At 66.8% G+C, this 25,372-nt stretch carries 23 protein-coding genes and 2 CRISPR repeat arrays; of the genes, 9 read left to right on the forward strand and 14 right to left on the reverse strand.

Features of this window, described 5'->3' with window-relative positions; translation table 11 throughout:
• Positions 1-80: 80 nt before the first annotated feature.
• Together ACH4FH_RS35695 and ACH4FH_RS35700 are read right to left on the reverse strand one after the other, a co-directional pair.
• Complete coding sequence (locus ACH4FH_RS35695) at positions 81-1,868, reverse strand: HNH endonuclease (protein WP_398560127.1); 1,788 nt, start codon at positions 1,866-1,868, stop codon at positions 81-83.
• A 552-nt stretch (positions 1,869-2,420) separates the two neighbouring features.
• Positions 2,421-3,065 carry a hypothetical protein gene (locus ACH4FH_RS35700; protein WP_398560128.1) on the reverse strand — a complete coding sequence of 215 codons (645 nt, stop codon included), beginning with the start codon at positions 3,063-3,065 and terminating at the stop codon, positions 2,421-2,423.
• A gap of 255 nt (positions 3,066-3,320) precedes the next feature.
• Here ACH4FH_RS35700 and ACH4FH_RS35705 point away from each other — a divergent pair, with 255 nt between their 5' ends.
• Complete coding sequence (locus ACH4FH_RS35705) at positions 3,321-3,677, forward strand: nucleotide pyrophosphohydrolase (protein WP_398560129.1); 357 nt, start codon at positions 3,321-3,323, stop codon at positions 3,675-3,677.
• Positions 3,674-4,678 carry a hypothetical protein gene (locus ACH4FH_RS35710; RefSeq protein ID WP_398560130.1) on the forward strand — a complete coding sequence of 335 codons (1,005 nt, stop codon included), beginning with the start codon at positions 3,674-3,676 and terminating at the stop codon, positions 4,676-4,678. Before ACH4FH_RS35705 ends, ACH4FH_RS35710 begins: the two co-directional genes overlap by 4 nt.
• Before the next feature lie 97 nt (positions 4,679-4,775).
• On the opposite strand, the gene ACH4FH_RS35715 is transcribed toward ACH4FH_RS35710, so the two are convergent.
• Positions 4,776-4,892, reverse strand: coding sequence for an LPFR motif small protein (locus tag ACH4FH_RS35715; protein WP_398560160.1), 117 nt, complete (start codon positions 4,890-4,892; stop codon positions 4,776-4,778).
• 931 nt (positions 4,893-5,823) lie between these two features.
• Here ACH4FH_RS35715 and ACH4FH_RS35720 point away from each other — a divergent pair.
• The 6 genes from ACH4FH_RS35720 (at position 5,824) to ACH4FH_RS35745 (ending at position 10,005) form a co-directional block, all read left to right on the forward strand.
• Positions 5,824-6,555 (forward strand): hypothetical protein, encoded by a 732-nt coding sequence (locus ACH4FH_RS35720; RefSeq protein WP_398560131.1) that lies wholly within the window; start codon positions 5,824-5,826, stop codon positions 6,553-6,555.
• A 441-nt stretch (positions 6,556-6,996) separates the two neighbouring features.
• Positions 6,997-7,752: a hypothetical protein gene (locus ACH4FH_RS35725; RefSeq protein WP_398560132.1), complete on the forward strand. Its 756-nt coding sequence runs from the start codon at positions 6,997-6,999 to the stop codon at positions 7,750-7,752.
• 12 nt (positions 7,753-7,764) lie between these two features.
• Positions 7,765-8,070 (forward strand): hypothetical protein, encoded by a 306-nt coding sequence (locus ACH4FH_RS35730; RefSeq protein WP_398560133.1) that lies wholly within the window; start codon positions 7,765-7,767, stop codon positions 8,068-8,070.
• 12 nt (positions 8,071-8,082) lie between these two features.
• Positions 8,083-8,829 carry a hypothetical protein gene (locus ACH4FH_RS35735; protein WP_398560134.1) on the forward strand — a complete coding sequence of 249 codons (747 nt, stop codon included), beginning with the start codon at positions 8,083-8,085 and terminating at the stop codon, positions 8,827-8,829.
• Positions 8,826-9,185 carry a hypothetical protein gene (locus tag ACH4FH_RS35740; protein WP_398560135.1) on the forward strand — a complete coding sequence of 120 codons (360 nt, stop codon included), beginning with the start codon at positions 8,826-8,828 and terminating at the stop codon, positions 9,183-9,185. Before ACH4FH_RS35735 ends, ACH4FH_RS35740 begins: the two co-directional genes overlap by 4 nt.
• A 121-nt stretch (positions 9,186-9,306) precedes the next feature.
• A complete protein-coding gene (locus tag ACH4FH_RS35745) occupies positions 9,307-10,005 on the forward strand; it encodes a DUF3626 domain-containing protein (RefSeq protein ID WP_398560136.1) in 699 nt (232 codons plus the stop codon).
• Positions 10,006-10,101: 96 nt separating this feature from the next.
• On the opposite strand, the gene ACH4FH_RS35750 is transcribed toward ACH4FH_RS35745, so the two are convergent.
• Both ACH4FH_RS35750 and ACH4FH_RS35755 read right to left on the reverse strand, forming a co-directional pair.
• Complete coding sequence (locus tag ACH4FH_RS35750; protein WP_398560137.1) at positions 10,102-10,677, reverse strand: signal peptidase II; 576 nt, start codon at positions 10,675-10,677, stop codon at positions 10,102-10,104.
• Between the two features lie 734 nt (positions 10,678-11,411).
• Complete coding sequence (locus tag ACH4FH_RS35755) at positions 11,412-11,654, reverse strand: hypothetical protein (protein WP_398560138.1); 243 nt, start codon at positions 11,652-11,654, stop codon at positions 11,412-11,414.
• A gap of 191 nt (positions 11,655-11,845) precedes the next feature.
• On the opposite strand from ACH4FH_RS35755, the gene ACH4FH_RS35760 reads away from it, so the two are divergent.
• On the forward strand, positions 11,846-12,016 hold the full coding sequence (locus tag ACH4FH_RS35760) for a hypothetical protein (protein ID WP_398560139.1): 171 nt from the start codon (positions 11,846-11,848) through the stop codon (positions 12,014-12,016).
• 61 nt (positions 12,017-12,077) lie between these two features.
• Here the strand turns inward: ACH4FH_RS35760 and ACH4FH_RS35765 are convergent, their stop codons facing one another.
• From ACH4FH_RS35765 to cas3, 9 genes are all read right to left on the reverse strand, one after another.
• Complete coding sequence (locus tag ACH4FH_RS35765; protein ID WP_398560140.1) at positions 12,078-13,355, reverse strand: hypothetical protein; 1,278 nt, start codon at positions 13,353-13,355, stop codon at positions 12,078-12,080.
• Between the two features lie 227 nt (positions 13,356-13,582).
• Positions 13,583-14,829: a CRISPR direct-repeat array (repeat unit 29 nt; unit sequence CGGTTCACCTCCGCTCGCGCGGAGACCAC).
• Between the two features lie 18 nt (positions 14,830-14,847).
• Positions 14,848-15,180, reverse strand: a complete 333-nt coding sequence (gene cas2e, locus ACH4FH_RS35770; protein ID WP_398560141.1) for a type I-E CRISPR-associated endoribonuclease Cas2e — start codon at positions 15,178-15,180, stop codon at positions 14,848-14,850.
• Positions 15,181-15,205: 25 nt separating this feature from the next.
• The gene (cas1e, locus tag ACH4FH_RS35775; RefSeq protein ID WP_398560142.1) at positions 15,206-16,180 is read right to left on the reverse strand and encodes a type I-E CRISPR-associated endonuclease Cas1e; all 975 of its coding nucleotides are present in this window, start codon (positions 16,178-16,180) and stop codon (positions 15,206-15,208) included.
• The gene (gene cas6e / locus ACH4FH_RS35780) at positions 16,177-16,836 is read right to left on the reverse strand and encodes a type I-E CRISPR-associated protein Cas6/Cse3/CasE (RefSeq protein WP_398560143.1); all 660 of its coding nucleotides are present in this window, start codon (positions 16,834-16,836) and stop codon (positions 16,177-16,179) included. Before cas6e ends, cas1e begins: the two co-directional genes overlap by 4 nt.
• Positions 16,833-17,651, reverse strand: a complete 819-nt coding sequence (cas5e, locus tag ACH4FH_RS35785; protein ID WP_398560144.1) for a type I-E CRISPR-associated protein Cas5/CasD — start codon at positions 17,649-17,651, stop codon at positions 16,833-16,835. Before cas5e ends, cas6e begins: the two co-directional genes overlap by 4 nt.
• Positions 17,648-18,814: a type I-E CRISPR-associated protein Cas7/Cse4/CasC gene (gene cas7e / locus ACH4FH_RS35790; protein ID WP_398560145.1), complete on the reverse strand. Its 1,167-nt coding sequence runs from the start codon at positions 18,812-18,814 to the stop codon at positions 17,648-17,650. The genes cas5e and cas7e overlap by 4 nt, the downstream gene beginning before the upstream one ends.
• 40 nt (positions 18,815-18,854) lie before the next feature.
• Positions 18,855-19,649 (reverse strand): type I-E CRISPR-associated protein Cse2/CasB, encoded by a 795-nt coding sequence (casB, locus tag ACH4FH_RS35795; RefSeq protein ID WP_398560146.1) that lies wholly within the window; start codon positions 19,647-19,649, stop codon positions 18,855-18,857.
• Positions 19,646-21,193 (reverse strand): type I-E CRISPR-associated protein Cse1/CasA, encoded by a 1,548-nt coding sequence (gene casA, locus ACH4FH_RS35800; RefSeq protein WP_398560147.1) that lies wholly within the window; start codon positions 21,191-21,193, stop codon positions 19,646-19,648. The genes casB and casA overlap by 4 nt, the downstream gene beginning before the upstream one ends.
• 230 nt (positions 21,194-21,423) lie before the next feature.
• Positions 21,424-24,243 carry a CRISPR-associated helicase Cas3' gene (gene cas3, locus ACH4FH_RS35805; RefSeq protein WP_398560148.1) on the reverse strand — a complete coding sequence of 940 codons (2,820 nt, stop codon included), beginning with the start codon at positions 24,241-24,243 and terminating at the stop codon, positions 21,424-21,426.
• A 162-nt stretch (positions 24,244-24,405) separates the two neighbouring features.
• Positions 24,406-25,350: direct repeats of the CRISPR family, unit length 28 nt; unit sequence GTGCTCTCCGCGCAGGCGGAGGTGAGCC.
• The last annotated feature ends 22 nt before the right edge of the window (positions 25,351-25,372 follow it).

The raw sequence follows: 25,372 nt of genomic DNA on the forward strand, positions 1-25,372 counted from the left end.
CTCCAAGAAGGCGTCGAGACGTCATGGCAGGGAACTTCGGCGGACTTCAGCAGTTCGTCGAGTGGAGCAGTAGCGCGTATTCAGACGCTTAGAGCGCACAGCATCCGGTGATACCTGAGATGTTCTTCGTCGAGCGGATGGCCTGGGCGCCGCCGAAGCGGGCCAAGGGGCCCACCGCCATGAGTCCTCTGCACGATGCCATCCACGTCGATGTAGATCTCCAAGCCGTCGAAGAGCGTGTGGTGATTGGGACACAAGCACAGCAGATTGGGCAGCTCGTCTGGCCCATCATGCGGAGATCCAAGCCCGCGGATGTGAGCGGCCTCGCTGTAGGGGCTGCGCTTGTACTGCAGACGAACTTCGCATACCTGACATGTGTTGCTGTGAAGCTCCTTCACTCTCCGCGCCAACGCTGCATCGCGAACCAGACGAGAAGACTTCGACTCGCGTCGCTCCGCAGGACCAGACGCCCGTTCCACGTCGACAGCCTGCTCCGTCGCCTCCGCATTGCCGGTGAGCACGCCATCAGCAGTCTCATACCCGGACAGCTCCACTCGGCCGAACAGCGCGTGCCGATCAACGCCCTCTAGATAAGTCCGGCACAGCTTGGCAATAACATCCAGACGAGCGACCGGGTCCTTGATGATCTCGGCCGCCTCGCAGGTAAGGCCAGCGACCGGCTGAACGGTGTCAAAAACTCCGGTCCGCGGCATGGCGCCGGCGTCCTCAGGGACACCGTGCACTTCCCACAAGCCGCTGCCCTGCAGATGCCAGAAGGGGTACTCGGGAGTGACCTTGGAGCTGGGCAGCCCGAATTCAGCCAAGAGCGGCCCCACCTCAGCACGAAAACGTGACCACGAAGCCAAACGCGGCTTTCCTGCAGCGACTCGGGAGATCGTCCACAGCAGGGCCAGCGGTTGGTGACGGCTAGGAGTTCCTCCCCCGGAGTTGCGGTGCGTATTGAGACCCCCGATGCGCTCCAGCACGTCGAGTGCGGTCATCGACTTCGAAGCGGAGAGCCGTTCGCATGAAGGCTGGAGGGGCAACGATGAGCGCCTCTCCGGGAACATGTAGGCAATGCGGCGATAGTCCTCGGCCGACCGCAGGGTGAGGCAGCGCAGCGGTGCTGGAACATTCAGGCTCTGGAGGATCGGCGCGGCCGGCACAACTTCCGAGAATTCCTCGATGTCACCCAACGCCATGATGTGCTCCCAGGTGGAGCCGTCTTGGTCGACGCCCCATACCGCACGGGCCACCGCCGGGCTATGGAACAGGTGGTAAATCCGGGCGCGAGCAATGAAGCCTTTGTCGGCGTAGAAAAGAACATCATCCCCAACACGGCGATCCCTCAGGGCTTTCGCCTTCGGATCATTGACTCTTTTGGCAGGGGTAGCACCCCAGAGTCGGGCAACCCCGTCCGCGTACAGGTCGCTGAGCACGCTGGTCTGCTGCTTCCCGAGCACTGTCTCGATCTCTGTGATCGGGACGCCCGTCCTCACCGACTTCTTGAAATTCTTCGGACCCTGGACATGGGCGCCGCCTCGCGGCTGCAGGACCAACTGCGCCGCGTAGGGCTCCGGCGCGTCCATGGAGCTGGCCCCCGTCACAGTGAAGCCGAGTGCACGCAGCCGGCGCTCAACCTCGTGTGAACCACCGCTGAAGTCATCCGACCTCAGCAGAACGTCCGTGGCGTACAGGTGTCCCACGCCCGCTATAGCCTTGGAGTCATACCGATCTCCGTCTATCAACAGCTCGTACGCCGTAGCCCGGCCGAACCCATGCCGTCGCCGAAAGGCATCGCGCCCCAGGTGCCGGATCTCCCCCACCGCGGCCAGAACTCCCGACCGCGTGACATCTCCAAGTCCCATGATCTATAGGCTAATCGAGCCCTATGACATCGGACGCCCTCGCGCCGCGTTCCCCGTCTTGCTCAGGCACCTCTCCCGAGACGACGGTGCACTGACCTCTGCAAGCAGGCCAGTCAGCGGCAGGATCCAACCCGAACCCGCACACCGACAAACCCCGATCGTGAAGGGTTCAACAGGCGTACAGGCAGCTTCGACTTCGCTACGCAACCTTCGCACCCCACCTCATCGCTTCTTCTCGCGCTGCGATGGCCAGAGTAGGTCAGCGGTTCCGGTTGGTCTGGCCCTTGGAGTGCTCAGCGGGCCAGTGGCTTGGGGGTGACCGACCCCGCCGGACCCGCCACCCCAGCCTGGCCGTCCCCAGCACTCGCCGGCCCCCGGGGCCCGCGTGCAAAGAAGTAGACCGAAACGGCAGCGACTTGGCGAGCCTCCCCGCGGTCAGTCCCCGCCGCCGCAACCGCCGCAACCTCCCCCACCGTCACCAAAGTCATCGTGCCGACACGTCGCCCAAGAGGCGGCAGGCGACGACGGTCTTACCCGTGCCCGGCCCACCGGTCACGAAGACGATGCTCTTCTTGCCCGTCTGGCGTGCGGCGTCCACGGCGAGCAGGACTTCCTGGCGGGCCAGGTCTTGGTCTCCGATGAGGGTGAACGCGTCACTTCCTTCAATGACGCCTCCGGCTCGTTCCAGGAGCGCCGGCGAGGGTCGGTGTTCGACCTGGAGAAAGCGTTCGACTTCGTCCGGCTTGCGGGCTGCAGGTCCGCGCAGCCCAGCCGCTGGGCCAGGTCCTGGGCGGACGGGGTGGGGGTGAGGTCGTCGCGTCCCAGCACCAGGTAGGCGCTGGCGGGTCCACGGTCGGCCGACGCGCGGAGTTTGGCGATCAGGCCGGCGGGAGCATCATGGAGGACAGCTGCACCCCGGACGGTCAGCGGGAACTCCTCGCGGCTCACCCACTGCTGCAGGTAGTCCACGTACCCGCCGACCTGACGGGCAGGGTGTTGAACGATGCGCTCCCCCGTACGGACCATGCCCGGCCGCTCAAGGTGGAAATCGGCACGGGTCCACTGCTTTAACGCGATCGCGACCGTACACAGACGCCCGCTCACCTCTCTGCCGACGATGAGGGCATCGACCCGCTCTCCCGTGGCCGGCAGCGAGTACTCCAGCAGCAGGTTGCGCCGCATCCAAGCCGGCGTCACAAAGGATCCTGGTGAGGGCAGGCCAGCTCACGCGCCAGCTGCGCACCTCCTCCCGGCCAGGAGCGACCCCGAAGACTTTCACGAAGCGCCGCTCCACCGCGTCGATGAACGCCTCATCGCCCACGAGCCGTGCCACCTCGGGCCACCGTTCCCCCATAGAGATACATAGGTGATCTATATCAACCTCAACTGACAGCCTCAGCAGAGGCCTTGGGGGATGACGCGGTGTCAGTGGAGTCTGGTACTCCTGTAGCCATGACGTTGAGGTCCCTTCAGCAAGCCCTGGCCGAGTTCGCCGTAGAACGGGAGTGGCAGCAGTTCCACACGCCGAAGAACCTCGCGATGGCGCTGGCAGGCGAGAGCGGTGAGCTGCTGGAGATCTTCCAGTGGCTGACGCCTGAGCAGTCCGCCCAAGTGATGCAGAACAGCGAGCGTTCCCAGCACGTGCGTGAGGAGATGGCGGACGTCCTGGCCTACCTGCTCAGGCTGGCGGACGTCTTGGACGTCGACCTCGAAGAGGCTTTGGCCGAGAAGATCGAGAAAAATCGCCGCAAGTACCCGGTGCACCTGGCACGGGGCAACGCGGACAAGTACACACAGTTGGGGGGATGATCCACGTCATGCGGATCGTGATGCAGCCGGCCCGCCGGTCGGAGAAGGACGTCGACCAGCACTACCAGGACACCATCGTCAGCCCCGTGGTCTTCGACGACCACGCCGACCTGCTCAACGCATCAACCGTCGACCAGCTCAAGCAGCTCTTCCCAGACGGCCGGGCCCAGATGTGGGGCATCGTGCCGGGCAAGAAGAACGTCAACGTCTCCCGGATCAGCAAGATGAGCCCCGGAGACTGGGTGTTCTTCAGCGGCGACAAGCGCATCTACTTCGGCGGCACCGTCGCGCTGATGTGGCACAACCGAAAACTGGCCACACGCCTGTGGGGCACCGACCACGCCGGCAGCACCTGGGAGTACATGTACGCCCTGTCCGGCACCCGCGGCTTCGACATCCCCATCGAAGAGATCCGCACCCTTCTTCAATGGAACCCCAACCGCAACATCATGGGGATATCCGTGCTCAAGGAGGAAGACGGTGAAGCCCTCCAGACCCTGCTCACCTTGGACTCCGCCGCAGCAGCAGTTGGCCCTGCAGACGCACCCGACGAAGAGACCGCCGTGGCCGACTTCGACGGTGAACTGGAGCGCACCGCCCAACGCGCCCAGCGCGGAGAGCAGGCCGCACTCAAAAGACGCCTCCTGCAGAGCTCGACAGGCAACTGCGCCCTCTGCGGACGAAACCTGCCCGGCACCTTTCTGATAGCCGCGCACATCAAGAAACGATCCCTGTGCAGCGACAACGAGAAGCGGGACCTGGCCAATATCGCCATGCTGGCCTGCACCTTCGGCTGCGACGCCCTCTACGAACACGGTTACGTCACCGTGGCCCCCGAAGGAGCCATCCAGGTGAGCCCGCTGACAAACGAAATCCCGGAAGTCGCGGCCTACATCAACGAACGTCTCGTCGCGAAAACCGTCAGTTGGTGGACGCCGAAGCGGGAACCGTACTACCTATGGCACCGCACCCACACCTTCAAGGCCGCTCCCTCAGCCTGACAGCCGGCCAACGCCTCGCATCGCCTCAGCCGAGGCAGCGAGGCTAGGCAACGGGCTTCAGGGCGCTGCAGCGCGTCGCCGCGCGGACTGATCCCTGTCAGTGGTGTCCATGAGCAGAACTCGAAGCGCCTGCGAACAGTCGAGCCACAGCCCGGAACGGCAGAGTGACGACGGTAGCGATGGCCCCGCCGATCGACAGAAGAACATCTGCGATGCCCTCAACACGTGTATCTCCGTCTCCCCCAACGCATGCGCCGATCTGGCTTGCCGCGGCACGGCCGCTCACAGGGCAGATGCCGGGGGCTGCTGGCCGGCTTGCTGTCAGCAATACCGATGCGCTGCGCCGATCACAGTGCTGGTGTGGCATCACGCTGCGCCGCAACTTCGAGTTGATCAGGGACCAAGGTTGACGTTCAGGCCGTGGCCTTCGTACGAAGGCGGTTGCGAGTCCCCAGGTGCGCCGGGCCACTCAGGGGAACTCGCCGCCCACCGGCGCCAGATACGTGACGCTTCGGGCATCTGCGGCACCACGCCGTCATGACGACTGCCCGGACCCCTACGCCGGCCTGCGGCCCCCGGCGAGACGCCGCACACGCCCCGCCGCCGGAGGAACTGCGCCGAGAGGCCAGGTGCGTCGCCACCATGCCCGGCGGCTGGTTCGAGGTGACGCGCCGCTGTTGCTGGTGCAGCTCAGGGGCGACGGTTCCGGCGCTGCGCACGGACTGGAACTGCACCGACTGCCGCACCTGGCACAGGCCGACGGCATGCCTCACGGCGGAAGGCCTTCCGTTGGAGGGGCTGACCTATCGGGGGTGGGGCGACCTCGTAGGGCCGCGGCCGCTCGGTGGCCGGAGAACGCCCGGCCGTCGGACGCCAGCTTCTTCGCCTACCTGAACGCGGTCAGCGACTCCCTTTCCTGTCACGGGCCCGACCAGCGCACTGGCCGGGGCCGTGGGTGCGTCGGGCTGACCGCCACAGAGCCAATATCTGGGCTGTGGCGCGTTACCTCGCAGCGTCCGATGCTCGCTGCCCTGGCTACGCTCGCCGCGGTGGCCAGGCCTCCTGCTGCCGGCCACATGGGCCACGGGCTGACCCGATAGACACGCCCCAACGGCTGTCAGCGGCGCGCCCTATGCTCTTGGATCATGAGCAATAACCGACTGGGTGCCCTGCTGGAGGCCGGATTCACAGACCGGCTGGGAGAGCAGGACAGGAAGCTGCTGGCGCGCCGCGCGCTGCTCAAGGCCTGCGATGAGAAGCCGCCGTTCCACCTTCCGACCAGTTGGTGGTACGTGGTTCCGGGTGAGAGCTACGAAGGTCTGTTTGCGGCGCTTGGCCTCCATGACCGAGTTCCGGTCACCTTCGATGAGGGGCTTGAGGTGGACGAACTGCCGGCCCAGCCTGACGCTGTCCCTGTCTTTGTCACACCTGAAGTCAACGGCTGGCGCCTGATATTCGGCAATCTCGACAGCGCCGTCAGCTGGGACTGGGAGGACATGATGGGGGCTGTGGAGCGGCTCAGCACCCGCTGCGGCCACGCGCAGATGTTCTTCGAAGACACCGCAGGCGGAGCGGATATCTGGGTGGTCGCCGAAGAGGGACACATTCGGCGCCGGTACGCGCGGGAGAGCAGCCCGGAGTGGGAGGGTGAGCCGCTGCCGTGGGAGACACGGGCCGTCGACGACGAAGGCTTCAATCCGGCGTACGACGAGGCCGAGCCACATGAGGGCACAGCCAGTGCCATGACGACATGCGAGTACTTGTCCGTGCACCCGGACGGGATCGACGCCGAAGCCGAGATACGCGGCCACGGATGGCTGGCCGTGAGAGCGCCGAACGTGGGCCACCAAGGGCTCTACGACCTGGCATGGAGATAGTCCCGAGCCGTTCAACTGGGCGGCTTGCGCATCGGACGGCCCGAAGCCTGACGCCCGCATCGCCACGACAGATGAGGCTGGGTTGGCGGTTCCGCGATGGAGCCGAGCTTCCCCACGAACCTGAAGCAGCGGCCTCAGTTGACCCTGCTAATGCTCGCCCGCGAGAGCGACGCGCACGACGAAGCCAGCGGCGCTTGCGCAACAGGTGCGCCAAGGACTGCCTGAGGATTGTCGGCGTCGCCCATTCTTCAGCGAAACTGGCCTCTGACCGGGCCATTTAATTTTCTACCATTCATGTGACCATGCAGTGAAGGTATTGAAACCTTGCGATCATGCATCAAGTTGACGCTGCGCGTTGACAGTGGGCGTTGTTACGGTCGACAAGTTGAGTTTGCATGCGAACGCGTGGAAACATACCGACATGCAGGGGGATGAAGCCGCATGAACAATGCGTTCCGCCAGGAGTTGGAGCAGTTCCAGAGTTATACCGCTGAGCTCCAAGGCTTGCTTTCCGGTCTCCAAGGAAGCCGCCCTGAAAAGGCGGAAGGATCGGACGCGCAGGGCGCAGTGCGGGTCAAGGTGGACGGCGACGGGCTCCCGCAGGACATAACGGCCGCCTCGGACTGGGGGAAGCGCTGTAAGCCCGACGGTCTCGGGACGGCGGTGGCCGACGCTGCCCACAATGCACACTCTGAACTCATGGACACCTGGTCACAGAATCTTCCCAGTGGCCCCTGGGACGCAAGTTCGGGAACGGGGCATATGAGTACTGCCTCGGCGTCTCGCGCCGAGACTCACGGGACACCTGGCCGGGAGGAGCGGGACACGCGGTACGTAATTTCTCGTCCGCTGGACCAGTTCGTGGAAGATGCCATTTCCTCTCTGAGCGCTGCAGGCAACTTCGAAATCGCTCTCGACCAAGGAGCACAGGCGTCGGGTTCGGATCCGGCCGGCCGCGTAACGATCACCCTGACCCCCGCATCCCTTGCGTCCTGTGACGTGGACGCGAGTTGGGCTGCAAAAGCATCGGTGATCCAGATCAACCGGGCCCTCAGTGAGGCGCTTACTGATGCGCGTTCCGCCCTGGCCCGCAGCAGCGTTTCCGAGCGGGCAGAGGGAGAGGGGCGGAAGCTTGACGGCCTGATCGATGAGGCGATGGCCGTCCTCCGCGACCCCAGGCGCCTCAACAACCTCTGACTGGAGTACCTCGTGGCAAATCCCGATATCCAGACAGTCACCCATGTGCTGCGCTCCGAAGCCCGTATGTGGGATGAACAGAGCGATGCTCTGGGGAATCTTCACAATTCCGTAGAGGTACTGCGCATAGGACGCCTTGAGGCAGGCATATTCCAGTTCGTGTTTTCGGCTTACGAGACTGCGGTCGACGAGATATCTGACCGATGCAAAGAAGGTCAGCAGCGCACGCAAGAAATAGCCGATGCCCTCATCAAGAACGCGACTGCCTACGATAACCAAGAAGAAGACACCAAGGCGCACGTCGAGGGCACATACTAAACAGGGGGCGGCATGACTACTTTCAGTCTTTCGCAGTACCAGGCCATGACAGACGAGTTGAAGTCCGGCGTGAACAAGCTATCCCAGAAGAAAGAGGAACTCGTTCCGACGGCACAGAAGGCGGGCGATCAATGGTACATTCCCCAGAAAATAGGCGATGCCATCATATGGATCGCCGAGAAGATGAAGGAATTGGCGAAATGGGTAATCGACAAGATTGACGATGCACTGAAGGCTGCGGCGGCTCCCATAACGCTTTTCCAAATGTCGACCGACTGGGTTGACAAGGTCAAAATCCCCGCATCGGCGGTGCAGGGGCAGACGGACTGGAAGGCCCTGCAAGCTCCCCGTCACTGGAAAGGGGAGGCAGGCGACCTCTACCTGGCATCGGTACGGGGACAGTCCTCGGCTGCAGGGCGGATCGGGACTATCGCGGACCAGGTGTCCTTGTCCTGCACAATCTGCGCCTCCACCGGGCTCGTGTTCTACGGCGCGCTGGCCGTGATCCTGGCGAAGGCCATCGTCGGTACGGTCGCAGCTATCGGCGCGCTGATGTCCGGCGTGGGAGCTCTCGCCGCTTGCGGGATCTTCCTGGAAGAAGCAGGGTTCAACGCCGCGGCCATAGGCGCAGCGGTTATGGCCGCGCTCGCAGTCTTGGGAACCCAGATTGAGGAGCTGAACCGCGTCAGGGGGGAGGCACTGGACGTCAGCGACTTCCCTGGCCCCCCCGTTGGGAAATGGCCCAAGGGCACGGCATGAGCATGCGTGAGCCGAAGCGCATATATCCGCTGACGGCCTTGCTGATGCTTCTGGCGGTCGGTGGCCTTTACGCGTCGGTGGCCTTCGCGATCAATAGCCATTCCGGGGCCGGGAACGCCCTCTTTCTGCTCTCCTTCGCCCTGTTCGGGGCAGGCCCGGTCTACAACCAACGCAGGCGACAGCGCGACTGGTTCTACCGAACGTTCCGCACGTACGAGACCTTCCGCGCAGAGGTGATCGACGAGGTACGCCAAGTGCAGCACGAGAAGGGTGATGCGGCTATCGTGCGGCATCTGAGGATCCTGTACCCACACCTCCCCGTGCGAGTGATCACACGGCTGATCAAAGAGCTCTGACCCGACACTCTGCGACATGTCGCGGCCGTCTCACGGGCAGCCCTCTTGCTCCTGACCTGCCCGTGAGACGATGCACTTTCACCCCTACCGTCTGGCAGGAGACCGACCGATCCTCGCCAGGATGGCGGAAGACGGCATCTACCATTCACAGTTCGTGACAGGCACGAGCAACGGCGGCCTGACCGCTCACCCCGGCGGGGACCGATGCCACTGGGAAAGCCGCATCTTCGCCGGCGCATACGACCACGCCACCCCTGACGAACGCCCCGGCTACGGCGCCCTGAACCACCGTCAAGACCCCCTCGGCGGCGCGCCACGGTTCGGCTCCTCGTACTTCAGGCTCACCTCCCAGGCCCTTGCCCGAGCCACGTTCTGCTACCCCGACAGTTCCACCGAGCCATCCGCCTTCGGCACCTCCACCCGCTGCGCCCTCATCGCGCTGGCCGAGGCCGACGGCTTGGACCTCCTCGACGGTCACATCGAGGCACAGATCCACGGACCGGTCACGTTCGCGCGCGACGTGGAGGCAGTTGTGCTGGGTCCCAGCTATGGCGGCACGCCAGTCGAATCCGCGGCCCGCCGCCTCCCGTGTCCGATCGAATGGCACGCGGGCTTCCGGATCAGCGTCGATGAGCTGCGACAGCACCCGGACTACCGAGGACAGCGGTACATCGACCTGGGCGCCGCGATCGTTGGCGGCCGGCTCGATCCCAAGATCATCGGAGATGCAGCCCGCACAGGCCGATACGCCGTCCAGGACCTCAAGAAGGTCTGGCACTGCCTGGCACGATTCCGACGAGCCACGCCCACCATCGCCTGAAGAGACGGCTTTAAGCAGTCCAGAGTCGGTAGGCGGTCCCCGACCGCCAAACAGCAGCCCGAGTCTCCCCTCCCGGTTGCTGTATCACTTACCCGTCTAAGGGCTCGAGGGCAGACTCGCCGGCGCCAAGCTTCCCCTAGCGGCGTTGTCCAGCTCCCACCCTCGGAAGGAGAAGAACACGATCAGGACGCCGCCGCAGACGATCGCCCAATCGGCGAGATTCATCACGCTGAAACCCCGAACAGCGATGAAGTCGACCACCGCGCCCTGGAAGTGGCCTGGCGTGCGAAAGAGGCGGTCCGTCAGATTGCCGAGCGCACCGCCCAGCAGGAGCCCCAGCGCAATTGCCCAGGGGACGCTGTAGAGCTTGCGCGCCAAACGGGCAACGACCAGGGCGACGGCCACGGCGATGACCGTGAACAGGATGGTCGTCGCCCCTCCGATACCGAACGCGGCGCCAGGGTTGCGTCTCACCCCCAATGTCACCCAGGTGCCGATCACTTCGACCGGGGGGTGATTCTCCAATCGCGCCACCACGATCAGCTTGCTGAAGAGGTCGATCGCGTAGGCGCTCCCCGCCACTGCCAGGAGGAATGGGATACGCCGCTTTCCCCTCCCCGTCTCCCTCTGGCCTTCGCTGCCCGCCACTTGAGACCGGCCCTTCCTCGTCATGTTCTGTCACCCCGAAGTCTGTTGTTGTGCGGTCATGCCGAGCTCATCGTCCGGCTCCGCAGGAGCGGCCCTCCCCGACCCCGGTCGGCCGGCGCAGTGCAGTCGCCCGATTACCGGGGGGAGGCGCGTCTTCGGCCGCTCGGCGACGACCAGGGTCGCCTCCGACGCCCACTCCGAGCTTCTCGGAGGCCAGTGCCTGAGCGCGCCGGCCGGCCGATCAGTTGCCTCCCCTGCTCCCCAGGAAGCGCGGACGCACGCCCTCCCGGCACCCGTCCACGCAGCCGACGCATACCTGGCGGCCTTCCTTCCCGTGACGGGCCAGCGGCAGGCCGTGAGCCTCGGCGGTCTGAAGAGGGAACCGCGGCTCCCCGGCCTCTCGCCTGCCGCCGGAGGCTGAAGCCTCGGCCCGCCGCGGTCAGCCGTCCGGCCCGGCGACCTGCGGGGCACCGGGCCGTCGCCGCGATCCGTTCCAACGCCTCGGCATGACACCGGAACTCCTGACCTGGCTGTTGGGGCTGCTAGCCGTGCGGCGAGCCTGGATGGCGGGGTGCACCTCGAGCTGTTCGATCGGATCCACATCCGCGATCGGCCATCCTAGGCGCGGCCGCGAAGCAACGGGTTCTGTCGACTGTACGTCGCCCTTGGCGGCGCTCCACAGGTCCTTCCAGTGCGACTGCCGGCGCGGCCACCAGTTTTTACCCTCCAAGGTGGGGTCGGGGGCGCCGCCAGCCCACTCAAGGAGCACCGCCACCAAGGCCCAGAGCTGCAGGGAAATCCTCCGGGGGAGCCATGCCCTTGAACCAGTCACTCACGGCCGATGGGGCTAGCTGTTTCAGCTTGGGGTACGCGGCACGCTCCTGGGCAATCCGCATCGCCTCGTTTCGAGACTTCAAGCCTCCGCGTTTGGCCTGCTGCTCCAGCGCGAGGAGCTTTTCATGCAGCACCCTGCGTCCTGGCGTCTGGAAGTCGTCCCGCATCAGCAACCCCCTGTCCGGCATCCGGCGTTCGTCCGGCAGGTCCGGTCACCGCACATTTAGCTCCCCCTGTGACCTGCTCTGATGAAGATTCTGTCCGGTCAGTCCGGTACGCATAGAGCCGGTTGCGGTCCGTGCTGTGTCCTCGTGCCCGATGCCGCACTGCCCGAGTGCGGCCACCGAGAGGACAACGCATGGACCCGATGATGGCTGGCATGCTGACCGCCCTGAGCGTGGTGACTATTGTGGCTGCCGCCGCCGTGTTGATCACACATTTCGCGGTGAAGGGTACTGAGTCTCGCCATCGGGCAGTCGTTCTGGAGGGTGTGGCCGCGGTCATTCGGGCTATACGTGGCAAGCGTTGAACCTCATGCCAGCCCTCTTGTCTGGCTCGTCCCTGCCGAAGGGAGCGTCACAGCCCTGGCTTCAGATCCCCGGGCGGGAGATCCGTTCTCGGCAGGTGCGGCAGGCATGCCCGGAGCCTGGCCCGTAGCGGTGGATGGCGTCCCCACAGCCCGCGCACGGGCCGATGTGCCAGACCTCGCATCCGTAGAGAGCCGCGGCCGCCTGACGTTGCTGTGACGTCGCGTCGAGGCGTTGTTCGCGCTGCTGAGGGATCTTGAAGAGCCGAGGGGGAACGTCGCTGAAGGTGTGCAGGCCGGCGCCGTCCGCGGTGTCGCGGCGGGGCCGCCGGTCGTTGAACACCTTGTTCTCTTCGCCGTAGCGGCAGGTGCTGTCCAGGGCTTCCTCGGTGAAGGTCAACTCACTCTGCGGCGCTTCGGGCTCATCCTGTGTGGAGTCGTCGTCCGGGCCGAACATCTCCCTCCACTCGTCGCGGTCGCCGGCCGGCACCCAGACGCGCGTGACTCTGCGCGGGTCTCGTTGGCTGGGGATGCGCATGGGGACGTGCTCGCCGTCAGCGCTGGTAACGACGAGCTGGTCGACCTCTGTATGCGGCTTCTGGGGAATGCAGAGCGCGGGCAGTTCCCAATGGGCGTGAAAGCGACCACAGAAGGATCCGTTGGCCGGGCAAGGACGTTGGGCGGTCGGGGTGCATTTCCAGGCCTGGAGATGACGTACCCCGCCCCGCACGAGCATCGAGCGGGGCGAGGAGATCTCCTTCCAGGAGAAGTCATCCACGCGCGCCCATGGAGCCCGGTTGATCAACGCCGCCCGATCACTGTTGGTGACCCACAGTGGAACGATGCCGAGGTCCGCGGCCGCTTGAGACCGACGCCGCACTGTACTGGCGGTGATCGGCGAGTACTGGGCCTCCCAGCCGATCCTCTCGGCGCCACCGGTCACCAGGACATCGTTGCGCACCTTCCCGTCAGTGCTGCGTGCCTCGACTTCGGCCGTGAGCCCGTGCCGGTCCGCCGCGCGGGCAATGCGCTCCTTCATCGCTTTGTGCTTCGCGCTCTCTTCTGCCGTGGGGCGTTGCCGGACCGGCAGGTGAGCCGCGACCAGGATGGTGCGGCCGTCCACGGTCCGGCGCCGAATCGCCATCCACGGCGAACGGTCCTCGTCCTCCGCCTTGCACACACCCCGCCTGTGGTGCTCAAGGCACTGAAGCAGCTCGCGGTCTCGCTGATCGATTGGTCGGGTGATCTCGCTGAGTAATTCCGGGCGGTCTGGATGACCCAGATCTGCGTGCGTGAGTTCGATTTTGATGCCATAGCCGGTGTGGAAAACGCCGTTAGCCATAACTGAAAATCGTAGGAGCAGCCTCTGACAATGACCCTTCACCGAATCAAAATCAATCACACGCAGGGGCGGTATTCGGACACAGGTCGGCCTGCCTCGGTTGAGGCAACACCCTGCTGCCTGCACACACCACTCCCCCACGGGCGCCCGGCTCATCGCCTGGTGGCACCCCTGCCCACACATTCCAAGCTGCACCCGAGCGAGCAACCGTCACGCTGTCGGGGCGACGGTTCACCTCCGCTCGCGCGGAGACCACGCCCGCCCCTCCCGGATCAGGGACTTTGACAACGGTTCACCTCCGCTCGCGCGGAGACCACAGGTCGAGGAGGACGAGGTCGGTGCCCTTGTTCGGTTCACCTCCGCTCGCGCGGAGACCACAGGATGGGCAGGCGGTCCGTGAAGACCCACTCCGGTTCACCTCCGCTCGCGCGGAGACCACGGCAGCCAGGTCGAAGAGTGCGTGTCGCGGGCCGGTTCACCTCCGCTCGCGCGGAGACCACTGCCTGGGCGGCGACGGCCTGGATCTCCTCGACGGTTCACCTCCGCTCGCGCGGAGACCACTGCTGGATCCGACCGATACGCCGCGCCGCCTTCGGTTCACCTCCGCTCGCGCGGAGACCACCCCCACGTAGCGATGGCGTTCATATCGGCTGCCGGTTCACCTCCGCTCGCGCGGAGACCACTCCTTCGCCACGACCCTCAGCGAACTGATCGCCGGTTCACCTCCGCTCGCGCGGAGACCACCTGGCAGAGGCCCTGGGCAAGGTCGCGGACGCCGGTTCACCTCCGCTCGCGCGGAGACCACGACAGGCGGGCGATGTGCTCCGCTGCTCTCCGGTTCACCTCCGCTCGCGCGGAGACCACGATCGGCCCGAGTACCTGCTTACCGGAGATGTCGGTTCACCTCCGCTCGCGCGGAGACCACGCAGAGCGGGTGTTCGGGCGGTCGGCAGTGCACGGTTCACCTCCGCTCGCGCGGAGACCACTTCCTCGGCGCGGGGACACTAAGGAAGTTGACCGGTTCACCTCCGCTCGCGCGGAGACCACGCAGCCCTGCCATGCACGGCAGTTGGCGAATGGGGTTCACCTCCGCTCGCGCGGAGACCACACCTGCACCGTCCGGATGATCCTCACCGACCCCGGTTCACCTCCGCTCGCGCGGAGACCACGCCCGCTGAACTGCCCGACAGCAGTACTGGTCCGGTTCACCTCCGCTCGCGCGGAGACCACTCCGATGGTGGCCACGAATTTAGAGTACATGGCGGTTCACCTCCGCTCGCGCGGAGACCACGCAGGCCCCTCCGGATGCGGCACTCACAGCGGCGGTTCACCTCCGCTCGCGCGGAGACCACTCGAAGGCGGGAACGGTGACGCGGCTGAAATGCGGTTCACCTCCGCTCGCGCGGAGACCACACCGGCGATGTTCCCGTCACTCCCGTCGATCTCGGTTCACCTCCGCTCGCGCGGAGACCACCCTTCGTGACCTGCGGATTCATAACGGCTTTGCAATTTCGTTATCTCGCTGGAGGCGTGGTCCTGCTGAACTGGCGGCTATGAGTGTGAGCCCGTCGAAGTCTGTTGGGCGACGGCGGCGACGCTGCCCGGCCATCCTCAGAGAAAAGCCTTGTTCGTTGTCGTCTGGATAGGTCAGCACCGCGACGCCGTCACCCGTGCAAGCACTAACAACAGTCCATAGCTCATCTCTGACCTTGGCTGAGACTGTGCCGACGTAGAGTTCAGGCGTCACCTCCAAGAGCCAGCGTGTCAGTGCGCCTCTCAGGTGATCAGGGACGGCTGTGACAGCCAGCGTGATCATTGATGGCACAAGACACCACCTGACAGGGCCACTCTCATTCGGCACTCCTTGCGTAGTTGACGCCCCCAGGCAGAACTCCGGATACGGGATCCCATAGGTCCACCAGTTCTTCTTCCAGGTCTTCGGGCTCGTGCGCTGCGTCGGCGGGATCGAGGAGACGTTGTACGTCGGAGACGATGCGCGGCATCAGGCGGAAGAGGCGCAGGCCTTCGCGGAAGTGCCGACGGGCGGCCTGCTCGGGGTGGGGCGCGTCGTGGAGGGTGAATGCGAGGGGGATGGTGAGTTCGGCCTTGTAGAGGTCCGCGATGTCGTAGATGAAGGACTGTTGGTTGCCGCTGTGTACGAATCCGAGTGCTGGCGAGCAGCCCATGGAGACGATGGCAGCGTGGACGATGCCGTATAGGCAGGTGTTGGCGGAGGACAGAGCGAGGTTGACCGGGTCTTGTTCGTCCCAGGCTGCTGGGTCGTAGACGCGTTTGAATCGGCCGATGCGGTGTTGTTGGGCGAGGAGCTTGTACAGGGCTTTGAGGCGTTGTCCTTCCAGGCCGCGTAGTCGAGCCAGGGACGTTTCGCGGGGCACTGTGCCGGCGCCGAATCGCTGCTCGTACATCCGGCAGGCAACAGCGAGGCGTTCGTTGTCGTCTGTCCAGGCTCGGGCCTGGGTCTCCAGCCACCGAGTGCTCAGGGAGTTGGGGACGGTGGCGCTGTAGGTGCGGACGCCTCCGGCGCCGCTGGTGACGACGGTGGTGCCGTGGCGCGCCAGGGTGGCCAGGGCCCGTGCGGTGATGCTGGTGCCGGGTCCGAGCAGGACGCAGCTCAGGGCTGCGGTGGGCAGGTAGACGATCTCGGTGCCGCGTTGTTCGGTGGTGACGACGGCGCAGACGCCGGTGTCGTCCTGTTGGATCCGGACGATGTCGAGGTAGAGGAACGACAGGGAGTCGGCCGTGCGGGGAAGCATGGAGACGGTGGGCGCGGCGAGTTTGCGGCGGGCGGTGGCGTGGGTGCTCATGCGGCCTGCCGGGTGGGTGCGAGTGTGAGCAGGCCGCAGCCGTAGGCTTTGCCACGGCCGATGCCGTCGAGGATCCGCTGGCGCAGCAGGTCGGGGTCTTTGATGGTTGCGGCGCCGTCGAATTGGGTGCGGGCGTGAGTGATGCGGCGCTGGTCCTGGCCGCGTTGTCCGCGTGCGCTGTCGAGGGGGGTGGAGTGCGCTGTGCTCAGGTGCAGGCCGCTGTGTTCCTCTGCCTGGCGCTGCCACCATTCGTCGGCTTCGGCGCCCGTCAGCGGTATGACGGCGGGAGCTCCGGTGGCGGCACGGGTGGTGTGTCCGGGCTTGCGGACGGCGTTGGCGATGATGCGGTACCTGACCGGGAGTCCGGGGCGCAGGGCGTCGAGCAGGGGGCTGAGGTCTTTGGTGACTGAGCTGGCGAAGTCGGTGGGGAGCTGGTCGAGGTCGGGGCGCAGTTGGCTTTGGAGGAGGACGACGGGGGTGGGTCCGGTGTCCTCGGTGCGGAAGAGGGCGCCGGCTTGGCGGCGGGCCTGGGCGCCGAGGCCGTCGGGGAACAGCTGCATGATGCGGTGGTGCATGGCGACGGCGCTGCTGAGGTCTCGGCGGGCGTCGCGGTGGCGGAGGTTGGGCTGGATGCGGGTGAGCCACAGAGCCGTCATCGTGCAGCTCCTTGGTCTGGCAGGGCGTCGAGGTAGGTGGTCAGGGCGTTGAGGTAGGCGGTGCCCATGCCTGCGCACTGGCTGGCGGGGTGGGTGAGGGTGCGGTGGTAGAGGGCGCGGGCTCGGTAGGTCCGGTCGCTGTGCGGGTCGTCGTTGATGTCGCTGACGGGAGTGGCGCCTTCCAGTTCGTCGTCCTGCTGCTCTCCTTCCTGCCGGGCTGCTGCCAGATGGTGGAGGGGGGCGTCGGAGTGGAAGGGGATGTGGACGTCGCGTGGGGAGTTCTTCCGCGCTAGCGGCAGTTGCACGAGGTGGCGCAAGGGGTCGGGCAGGAGGCCGATGAGGAGGGGGCCTTCGGGTGGGCAGGAGCGACGGCCGAGGTAGGGGGGCCAGTGCGGGGAGCTGAGGGCTTGTTCGCAGGTGCGCAGCGTGTCGTGGTCTCCGGTGAGGCAGGCGGTGAAAGCGGCGTCGGCCAGGTAGGAGCGGTAGGAGAGCAGTGTGCCTTTGTCCGGGGGGCGCTTCTTTCCTTCTGCGGTGGTGACGGTGGCCTTGGGGGGCATGCCGCCACCGACGGTGTGCAGGTCGCGCAGGAGTACTCCGGGCCGGTCGGTTCGGGTGGTCAGTGACAGGCGTGCCAGGTCCTCGGTGCTCTCGCCGCGCTTGCGGCCCAGGCAGGCGGCGAGCAGGCCGATGATGCCGGAGCGGGTGGGGTGGGTGGCGGTGTCGCGTTCGTTGTAGTGGCTGCGCGTGCCCCATGACTGCAGGGGTCCGGCCAGGTGCAGCAGGAGTCCGGGCGCCGCGGTGTCGGTGGCGCTCACGCGGTTGCCTCGCTCAGTGCGGCGGTGACGGCGCTGGTGATCAGTTCGTCGAAGGAGTCGTTGCGGGCGCCCAGGCCTGTGAGGTCCTTGTCCTCGAGGCTGGCCCAGCCCGCGTGCCGCAGGCCGCGGGGGCCCATCAGCCGGCCTGCGGCCTGGGCGTATTCGCCGAGTGCCTGGCGTGAGGGCTGGGCGAACCCTCCGGTGCGGTCGGCGGCGATGGGCGTCTCGAATGCCGCGGCGTAGGACAGGGGCCGGTCGGAGCGTACGCTGATGTGCACCAGGTCGGGGATGGTGTGGGGGGCGGTGGAGGTCTTCTTCGCCTCCGGCAGGGACAGCAGGAACGCCTCGCCGAAAGCAGTGGCCAGCGTCTTGGCGGCTTCCATGTCACCGCCGATGTTGCGCAGGAGATCTGCCAGATCGAGGGTGGCGTAGCGGTAGAACGTGCCTGCGCTGAATTCGCCGCTGCCCATGTGGGCGCTGCCGGTGGTGTCACGCCAGGCATCGGTGATGTCGTCGACCGCCGCGAAGTAGTCGACCTCGACGTCGGTGGCGTGTGTGGTCACCGCGTGCGCGACCTGCACCGCGCCGTCCACGCCGGCGCCGTCGATCTCGGCGAGCATCCGCCCGAACAGGTTGATGATGCCGTTGCGGCTGCGCAGCACTGTGTCGATGTCGGCCTGCGGCAGGACGCTCTTGACGCCCTTCTTCATGTCCTTGGCGTTTTCGAGCGCGTCGCGGTTCGATTCGGCCAGGTCGGCGAGTTCGGTGATCGCTGCCTCGGGGACGTAGACCATGGCGTTGGTGCTCCAGGCGGGCTCCTCTTGCGAGGGCGGGTCGGCCTTGATGCTGCTGCCGGCTGCGATGTGCTGGCCGGCACGGCGGGCCAGGCCTGTCTCCCAGCCGCGTCCTTCGCGCAGCTCCCGCTCCACGGCCTCACCGATGCGGCGGGTGCGCAGTGCCTTTTCCCCGATGCTGCGCTGGAAGTATCGGCGGACCGCGCGCTTCCAGCACTGGCTGCTGACCCGGGTGCGTTCCCGGTCGCCGTAGAGCACGGTCTTGACGGAGTTGGTGTCGTCCCGGTTGAGGTTGGAGTAGGGGACGCTCTGCAGGACGTGGAAGTCGATGAACCTGCCGGCGATGGAAAGCTGCGTAGTGCTGGTCATGTCGTCTCCTTGCGTAAGGGTGCTCGGGGTAGGTGGCAGTTCAGGCGGCAGGGCCGGTAGGCGCTGCCGGCTGCGGGGCGTCGTCGTCGGCTTCGCGGGCGGCGGCCAGGTCGGCTGTGGCCAGGGCCCGGTAGTAGTCCTGCAGCCACCAGCGGGCCACCCGCCGCCGCTGTTGCGGCCAGTTGCGCAGGTCCACCAGCAGCCGGGCCCAGTCCGGCGGGCCGCTGCGGTCGCACAGCTGCCGTACCGCGGCCGGCAGATGCCGGTGGAGCCCGGCAGTGCTCTGCTTGCACAGCAGATTCAGGCGGGTCTCGGCAGCGCTCTCGCGGATGCCCTTGCGCCCGCCGTGGGCTACCGCCACCGCGTAGGCCAGTCCCAGGCTGTCCCCGAACCGCTCCCTTCGCTGCCGCTCAGCCTGGATCCTGCGATCGGCCCGCTGCGCAGGAATCCCGCCCGCGTCCCTCGTGCCTTCTTCGACCGGTGCGGCATCCTCCGAGGCTGCGTCTTCCTTGCCGCCACCGTCCGCCGGGTCCCTGCGGTGGTAGGCGGCGATCAAAGCCGCGACGGTATAGAAAGCGCGCTGGGCGTCCGCGTCATGGAGCACGGCGCCGGGAAGAAGCGGCGCGACGATGCGGTGCATTCGCGGGACATCGTCGAGCCGCTTGCCGACGCCGCTGCGCAATGCAGCACGCGCGCCGGCATCCTTGGCTGTCGCCCTGCTGATCGCGCCGACGAAGTCACGGGCCTCGGCCAGCCACGACGAGGGCCCGGCCTGCGCACGCTGCTCGGGTGCCGACGGCTGCTGCTCGGCAAAAGTGGCGGGTGGACTGCTCATCGTTCTCCTCCATCAGGCAGGGACTTCGAGGCGGTCGCTTTCTTTTTCGGGCGTCCGCCGTAGAGCTCGATACGCGCCGATTCCCGCGCTCGGGCTCCCCGCGCGGTCCGCGACGCCGAGTCGGTGAGGTGGTCGTAGATGCGTTCCGCACGGGCACGGAAGGCCTGCGGGGCGCCCTCGAAGCGGCGTTCGTTCAGGCGCTGCCAGAACTCCTGCTCCGCCTCGGGCCAGTAACGCGCAGCTGCAGCTGCCGACCACGCGCAGTCGCGGACCTCGGAGTTGCTGTACTGGGCCCAAGCGACCTTCGCGGCGCGCTCCAGGCGCTGTCCGCATCTCTCCCCCGCCAGCCGCAGCTGACCTACCAGCCGTGCCTGCTCAGGGTCGCGTTCCTCCATCAGGTGCAGCACCGGCGCGGTGATGGCAGAGACGACCTGGGTGTCTTTGGCCTGGCCGTCCTGGTCGATGCCCAGAGCCTGGATGCGCAGCCCCTCCTGCTGGAAGAGATCGACGGCGGTCCGGAACACCGTCGGCCTGCGGCTCTCCACCCCGGGCGGATCGCTCAGGAGCAAGGCGTCCAGGTCACGCCACAGACCACGCCACGAATCTGCGTAGCGGGCGTAGGCGTTGCCGGCCTGGCTCGTCTGCCAGATCAGGTAGTCGTCGTCGCGTGCGATGCGCTCGCGGTAGGCCCAGGTGATGTACGCATCCACCGCATGTGCACCCGCCTGGTCGGGGACCAAGAGCAGCGCGTGCTGGTTGTGGCCCACCAGCTTCGACATCGGACCGGTCACCACGCCCTTGAGCGTCAGCGGGTCCGTTGGCTGATCGCGCTCCCACGGGCACGGGTCGGCCTCCCGGACGTAGCGGCCGGCCCGGTCGGGCTCGGGCAGCCCGGCCAGCAACGTCTCGAACAACGTGCCGCCCAGCGGGTGGTAGGACAGCGCGGTGCGCAGCGGGCCGGCCGCGCAATTGGCTTCCTTCGTCCCCCTGACGGTGCGGGTCGCGCAGCGGCCGGAGGGCCCGTAGTACCGCCACACCAGGAGGTGCTCCAGCGCCTGCGCCGAGGCGACGGCAACCGGCCGGGCGTCGGCGGTGTGCTCGAACCAGGCGTGATTGGATCCCGAGGGCCTGGTCGCGACGAGTTTGTTGATCCCGGCGGGCTTGTCGCACTGCGTGGTCAGCCGCGGGTCCTGGAGGAAAGGATGGACGGGATCGTAGAGCCGGAAACGGTCCGCGACCCCGGCGAAGTAGCGGTGGACACCTTCGGCGTCGAAGGACCCCGCGTCGAGGACGCGGAAACGTGCCTCGTGCCAGTCCTCCTCCGGAGCATCGAGACCGGTGACCCGGGCGGTCAGCGCGTACAGCACCCGGTAGAGGCCGGACAGGGCTGGCGGCAGCGAAACCGCCAGCGCACTGATCTCATGCGCACGCAGGAACAGCTCGCGCAACGAGACAGCATCCGGCCGTTCATCGGCGGGTGTCGGATCCACCCACCGGACGGGAAAGGCCCGCTCCGTGAGCAGATCGTAGAGGTCAGCAGACATGACACCTCTCTGCGAGAGCTTTCAGTAGGCTCAACGGCGAACTCCCCGCGAGAGCGGGGGTGACCCGTGCTACGGAGACGTCGCAACGCCTGCACAGGTCGGCTCCCCGCGAAGGCGGGGGAAGTGATTGCGCCACGTCCTCCTTGCTGGCAGGGCGGACACCCCTCTCAGGGCGCTGCAGCGTCCCCTCAAGAGGGTTTTTCACACAATAGAAGTGCTAAGGAGAAGCGTTACTGGGAAGACTCAATTCCTTCTCTTGTGAACGAAATTGATCGGTCCCCTACCGGGCACGCCCACCCTCCTCGCGAGGGCCGCATCGGCAACACGCACAACTCCCGCAGGGCGGCCTGCCGCCTCCACGAGGCTGGTACCTCCTGGTCAGCGCCCCTCCCCCGCAGCCACCGCCCCGGAAGTGGCACCGTCTGACGCATCACCACACGCGCCTCCGCCACAGAAACCCGACCGCCTCGCCCCCAGCCCGGCACCGGCGACACCCCCTCGGGATCGAGCGTCAGCGCGCCCCCCGGCTGAACGAAGAGACACACCGCCCGCTCCGAATCCGCTCCCAGGCGCGTCGTCAACAGAGCCTCGTCCACCAACGCTCCGTCACAGCTCAACTCCGACAGGTCGACCATGCCCCTCGGTGGATTGACCAGCGCCATCTGCGCCAGCTTCTTCTCCGCCAGTACAGCGCCCACGCGCTCGGCGTCCTGCCGCTCCAACCGCTCAATGTCGACTGCGCTCTCCAGCCGGTCAGCGAAATCCTCGGCGTAGACCGCATCGACCAACTCCTGCACGTCCCCTGGAACAGCGATCGGCTTCCCGCCACGCTCCCGCAGCAAATGACTGGTCCGCGTCAGCAACGCTTCCGGATACACCGCACCCCACCGCTTCGGAGCCCCCACCCGCCCCTGCGCATCAACCGGCTCCAGCACCGTCAACCGCGGAGCCTCACCCACCCACTGGGGCCGGCCTCCCTCCCCCAGACTCAGCCCCACTCGGTCGTGCCGCATGCAACGCCCTGCCCGCTGCAGCAACTGCGCCAACGGCGCCAGATCACTGATCACGACATCGAAATCGAGGTCCAGCGACTGCTCCACCACCTGCGTCGCCACCAGCACCGAAACCGGCGGCCGCCGACGCCCCACCCCCGGCTTGCCAAACGCCCGCTCACACGCCTCCGTGATCTCCAGCCGCCTCGCAGCCGGAAACCTCGAATGCAACAGCAGCAGCCCATCCTCCTCCGCCGCCAACTCCGGATACTCCTCCCGCAGCAACCGGAACATCTCCTGCGCCTCGGCCACCGTCGTACAGCACACCAGCGCACACCCACCCCGGGCCACCAACTCCCGCAGCTCCTCCACCACCGCCACCCCGCGCCCGGCCACAGAACCCACCGGCGCATCCCCCGCAATGGGCACCGTCCGGACCTCGATGTCCCGAGCCCGCGCGCTACCCACCGCACACGGAACCGACACCACCCCGCTCCGACCGCTGACATACAGCCACCCCGGGTACACCGGCGCTACCTCCGACGGCTCACCGAAACCACAGCCCCGCCGATACGCATCCACCAACGACGACGCCGAACGCCCCGACAACGTCGCAGACAGCAAAACCACCGGAGCGCCACAAGCCCCCAGCCACTCCAGCAGCCGCACCAGCAGACTGTGCATCCACGGGCCATAGGAATGCGCCTCATCCACCACCAGGACCTTGTTCGACAGCCCCAGCAATCGCAGCACGTTGTACCGAACCGGCAGTACCCCAGCCAAAGCCTGATCAATCGTCCCCGTCGCCAACGGCGCCAACAGACCCCGCTTCGCCCCCCTCAACCACCGCCCCGCAAACAACTCCGACTGCGCATCACTGGCCAAGCCCCCCTCACCATCACCACCCGCCCCAGGCTGCGCATACGTCTCACTCAGCCACGCCATGCTGTGCAGCAACGTCAACGCACGATCACCCGCGACATTCCGCTCCGCGAACTCCGCCACCCGACCATGCATCGCATCCGCCGTCGCCATCGTCGGCAGCGCGAAAAACAACCCCGACGCCCCCGACACACGCCCCATCACCGACGCCGCATACAACGCCGCCTCTGTCTTCCCCTCCCCCGTCGGCGCCGTCACCAGCAACAACCCCGGACCATCCACCAGCCCCGGCAACCCCTCAGCGACCGACGCCTGCAACTCATTGGCCCCCGCGAACGAAAACTGCTCACCAAAGGGCTTCTCAGGCCACTCAGCCACCCCCAGCCCAGCCTCAGCCACCCACCCACCGGCCTCCGCCACAGCCGTCGACCAATGCGCCGCAAGCCCCACCTCATCCGCAGCCCAACCCTCAACCGGCAACCGCGGACTGATCACCCCCTCCTGACTCGCCAGCCAGTCCGCCACCACCACCAGCCCCAACACCACCACCGCAACCTGCGCCGGCAACGGCCCCGCCACCACGTCCTCCGCGCCCACACCCACCAACCGGCGCACCGCCTCAGCATGCGCAACCCGCTGCGCCTCCCAGCCGGCGCCCCCCAGCTGCGGCACGTACGCCTCACGACTCCTCAAGTGCCTGGGATCCAAAGCGCGATGGACACAACCGTGGTGCCCGCCGAGCAGCTGCGCGACCTGATGATGCGCGGACCGCTGAACCGAACGCGACACCGGATAGCCCCAGGCTTCGAACAACGAGGTCAGCGCCCACTGGGTAGCCAGGTCGTGGCCGAACTTCTCCCGCTCAGCTCCGGCCGCATGCGCGTAATCCGCCTCGGGCTTCAGGGCGGCGTACGCCTCCGGCACCAGCGCCTGAAACACAGGAATGATCTTGCCGACATCATGCAAGCCGGCCCAGAGACCAACCAAACGCCGCAACCGCGCCTCCGGCAGACCGGCGGCCTCCGCCAGGCGGGCCCTACCCGAACACGTCAAAACGCGATCCCACAGCACGCCCGCCGCCGCCGCGGTATCCAGCAGGTGGCAGATCAACGGATACCGACGAGCCAAACCTCGTTCCTTACCCCACACGTTCGCATCGACCACTCGCTCCGGCATGCCCACCCCAATCACGACGCTGTGACACCAACAGGCATAGCAGCAGCCACTGACAACGCCCCCGCGCTGCCCGCTGCAGGAGTAGATTCACGCGCGTGCACAACACCTGCTCCTTGAGTCAAGAAAGCGCAAACCGCTCCTAACGCCCCAGGTCGCGAAGGGGTGCTCTCCGCGCAGGCGGAGGTGAGCCATGTTCGTAGGCGCCACCGACACGCGACCTGTGGGTGCTCTCCGCGCAGGCGGAGGTGAGCCGGAACTTGTCGACGCCGGCCCCAGTTGGCTCAGGTGCTCTCCGCGCAGGCGGAGGTGAGCCGGAGCACTACCGGATCCAGGTGGGCAAGGAGAGGTGCTCTCCGCGCAGGCGGAGGTGAGCCGGTTGACGCCAGCTGCGATGAGGGCGAGGAGCCGTGCTCTCCGCGCAGGCGGAGGTGAGCCGGACGTGCGGTACGAGGGGCTTGATACGGCCGGGTGCTCTCCGCGCAGGCGGAGGTGAGCCCGACGGCGGCAGCCCTCCCCGTGGGTTCAGCCCGTGCTCTCCGCGCAGGCGGAGGTGAGCCGGTGCCGGGGACAGCCCAGTCCGCGGCGTCGTCGTGCTCTCCGCGCAGGCGGAGGTGAGCCGGCCACCGAGCAGTTCGGCGTGGCGCACACGACGTGCTCTCCGCGCAGGCGGAGGTGAGCCGGACGGGGAGGTCGTTGGCGAGGAGTTGGACATGTGCTCTCCGCGCAGGCGGAGGTGAGCCGTAGGCGATACCGGGGTGGCGCCATGTGACGTCGTGCTCTCCGCGCAGGCGGAGGTGAGCCGATGTTGACCGCGTAGTCCCCGACGGTGTTGTAGTGCTCTCCGCGCAGGCGGAGGTGAGCCGATGTTGACCGCGTAGTCCCCGACGGTGTTGTAGTGCTCTCCGCGCAGGCGGAGGTGAGCCGCGCCCCGGGCGGCAGGCGCCGCCTCCTTCGTCGTGCTCTCCGCGCAGGCGGAGGTGAGCCGGGGCCGGCCCTCGGTGGGGTTGCAGGGGCCGTGTGCTCTCCGCGCAGGCGGAGGTGAGCCGGCCTGCGCTGTGGTGCGGACAAGGCGGCGGTCGTGCTCTCCGCGCAGGCGGAGGTTAGCCGCATCATCGGCACGCCGAGGGCG

This window comes from Streptomyces sp. NPDC017993 (assembly GCF_044328065.1).
Classification (GTDB): Bacteria; Actinomycetota; Actinomycetes; order Streptomycetales; family Streptomycetaceae; genus Streptomyces.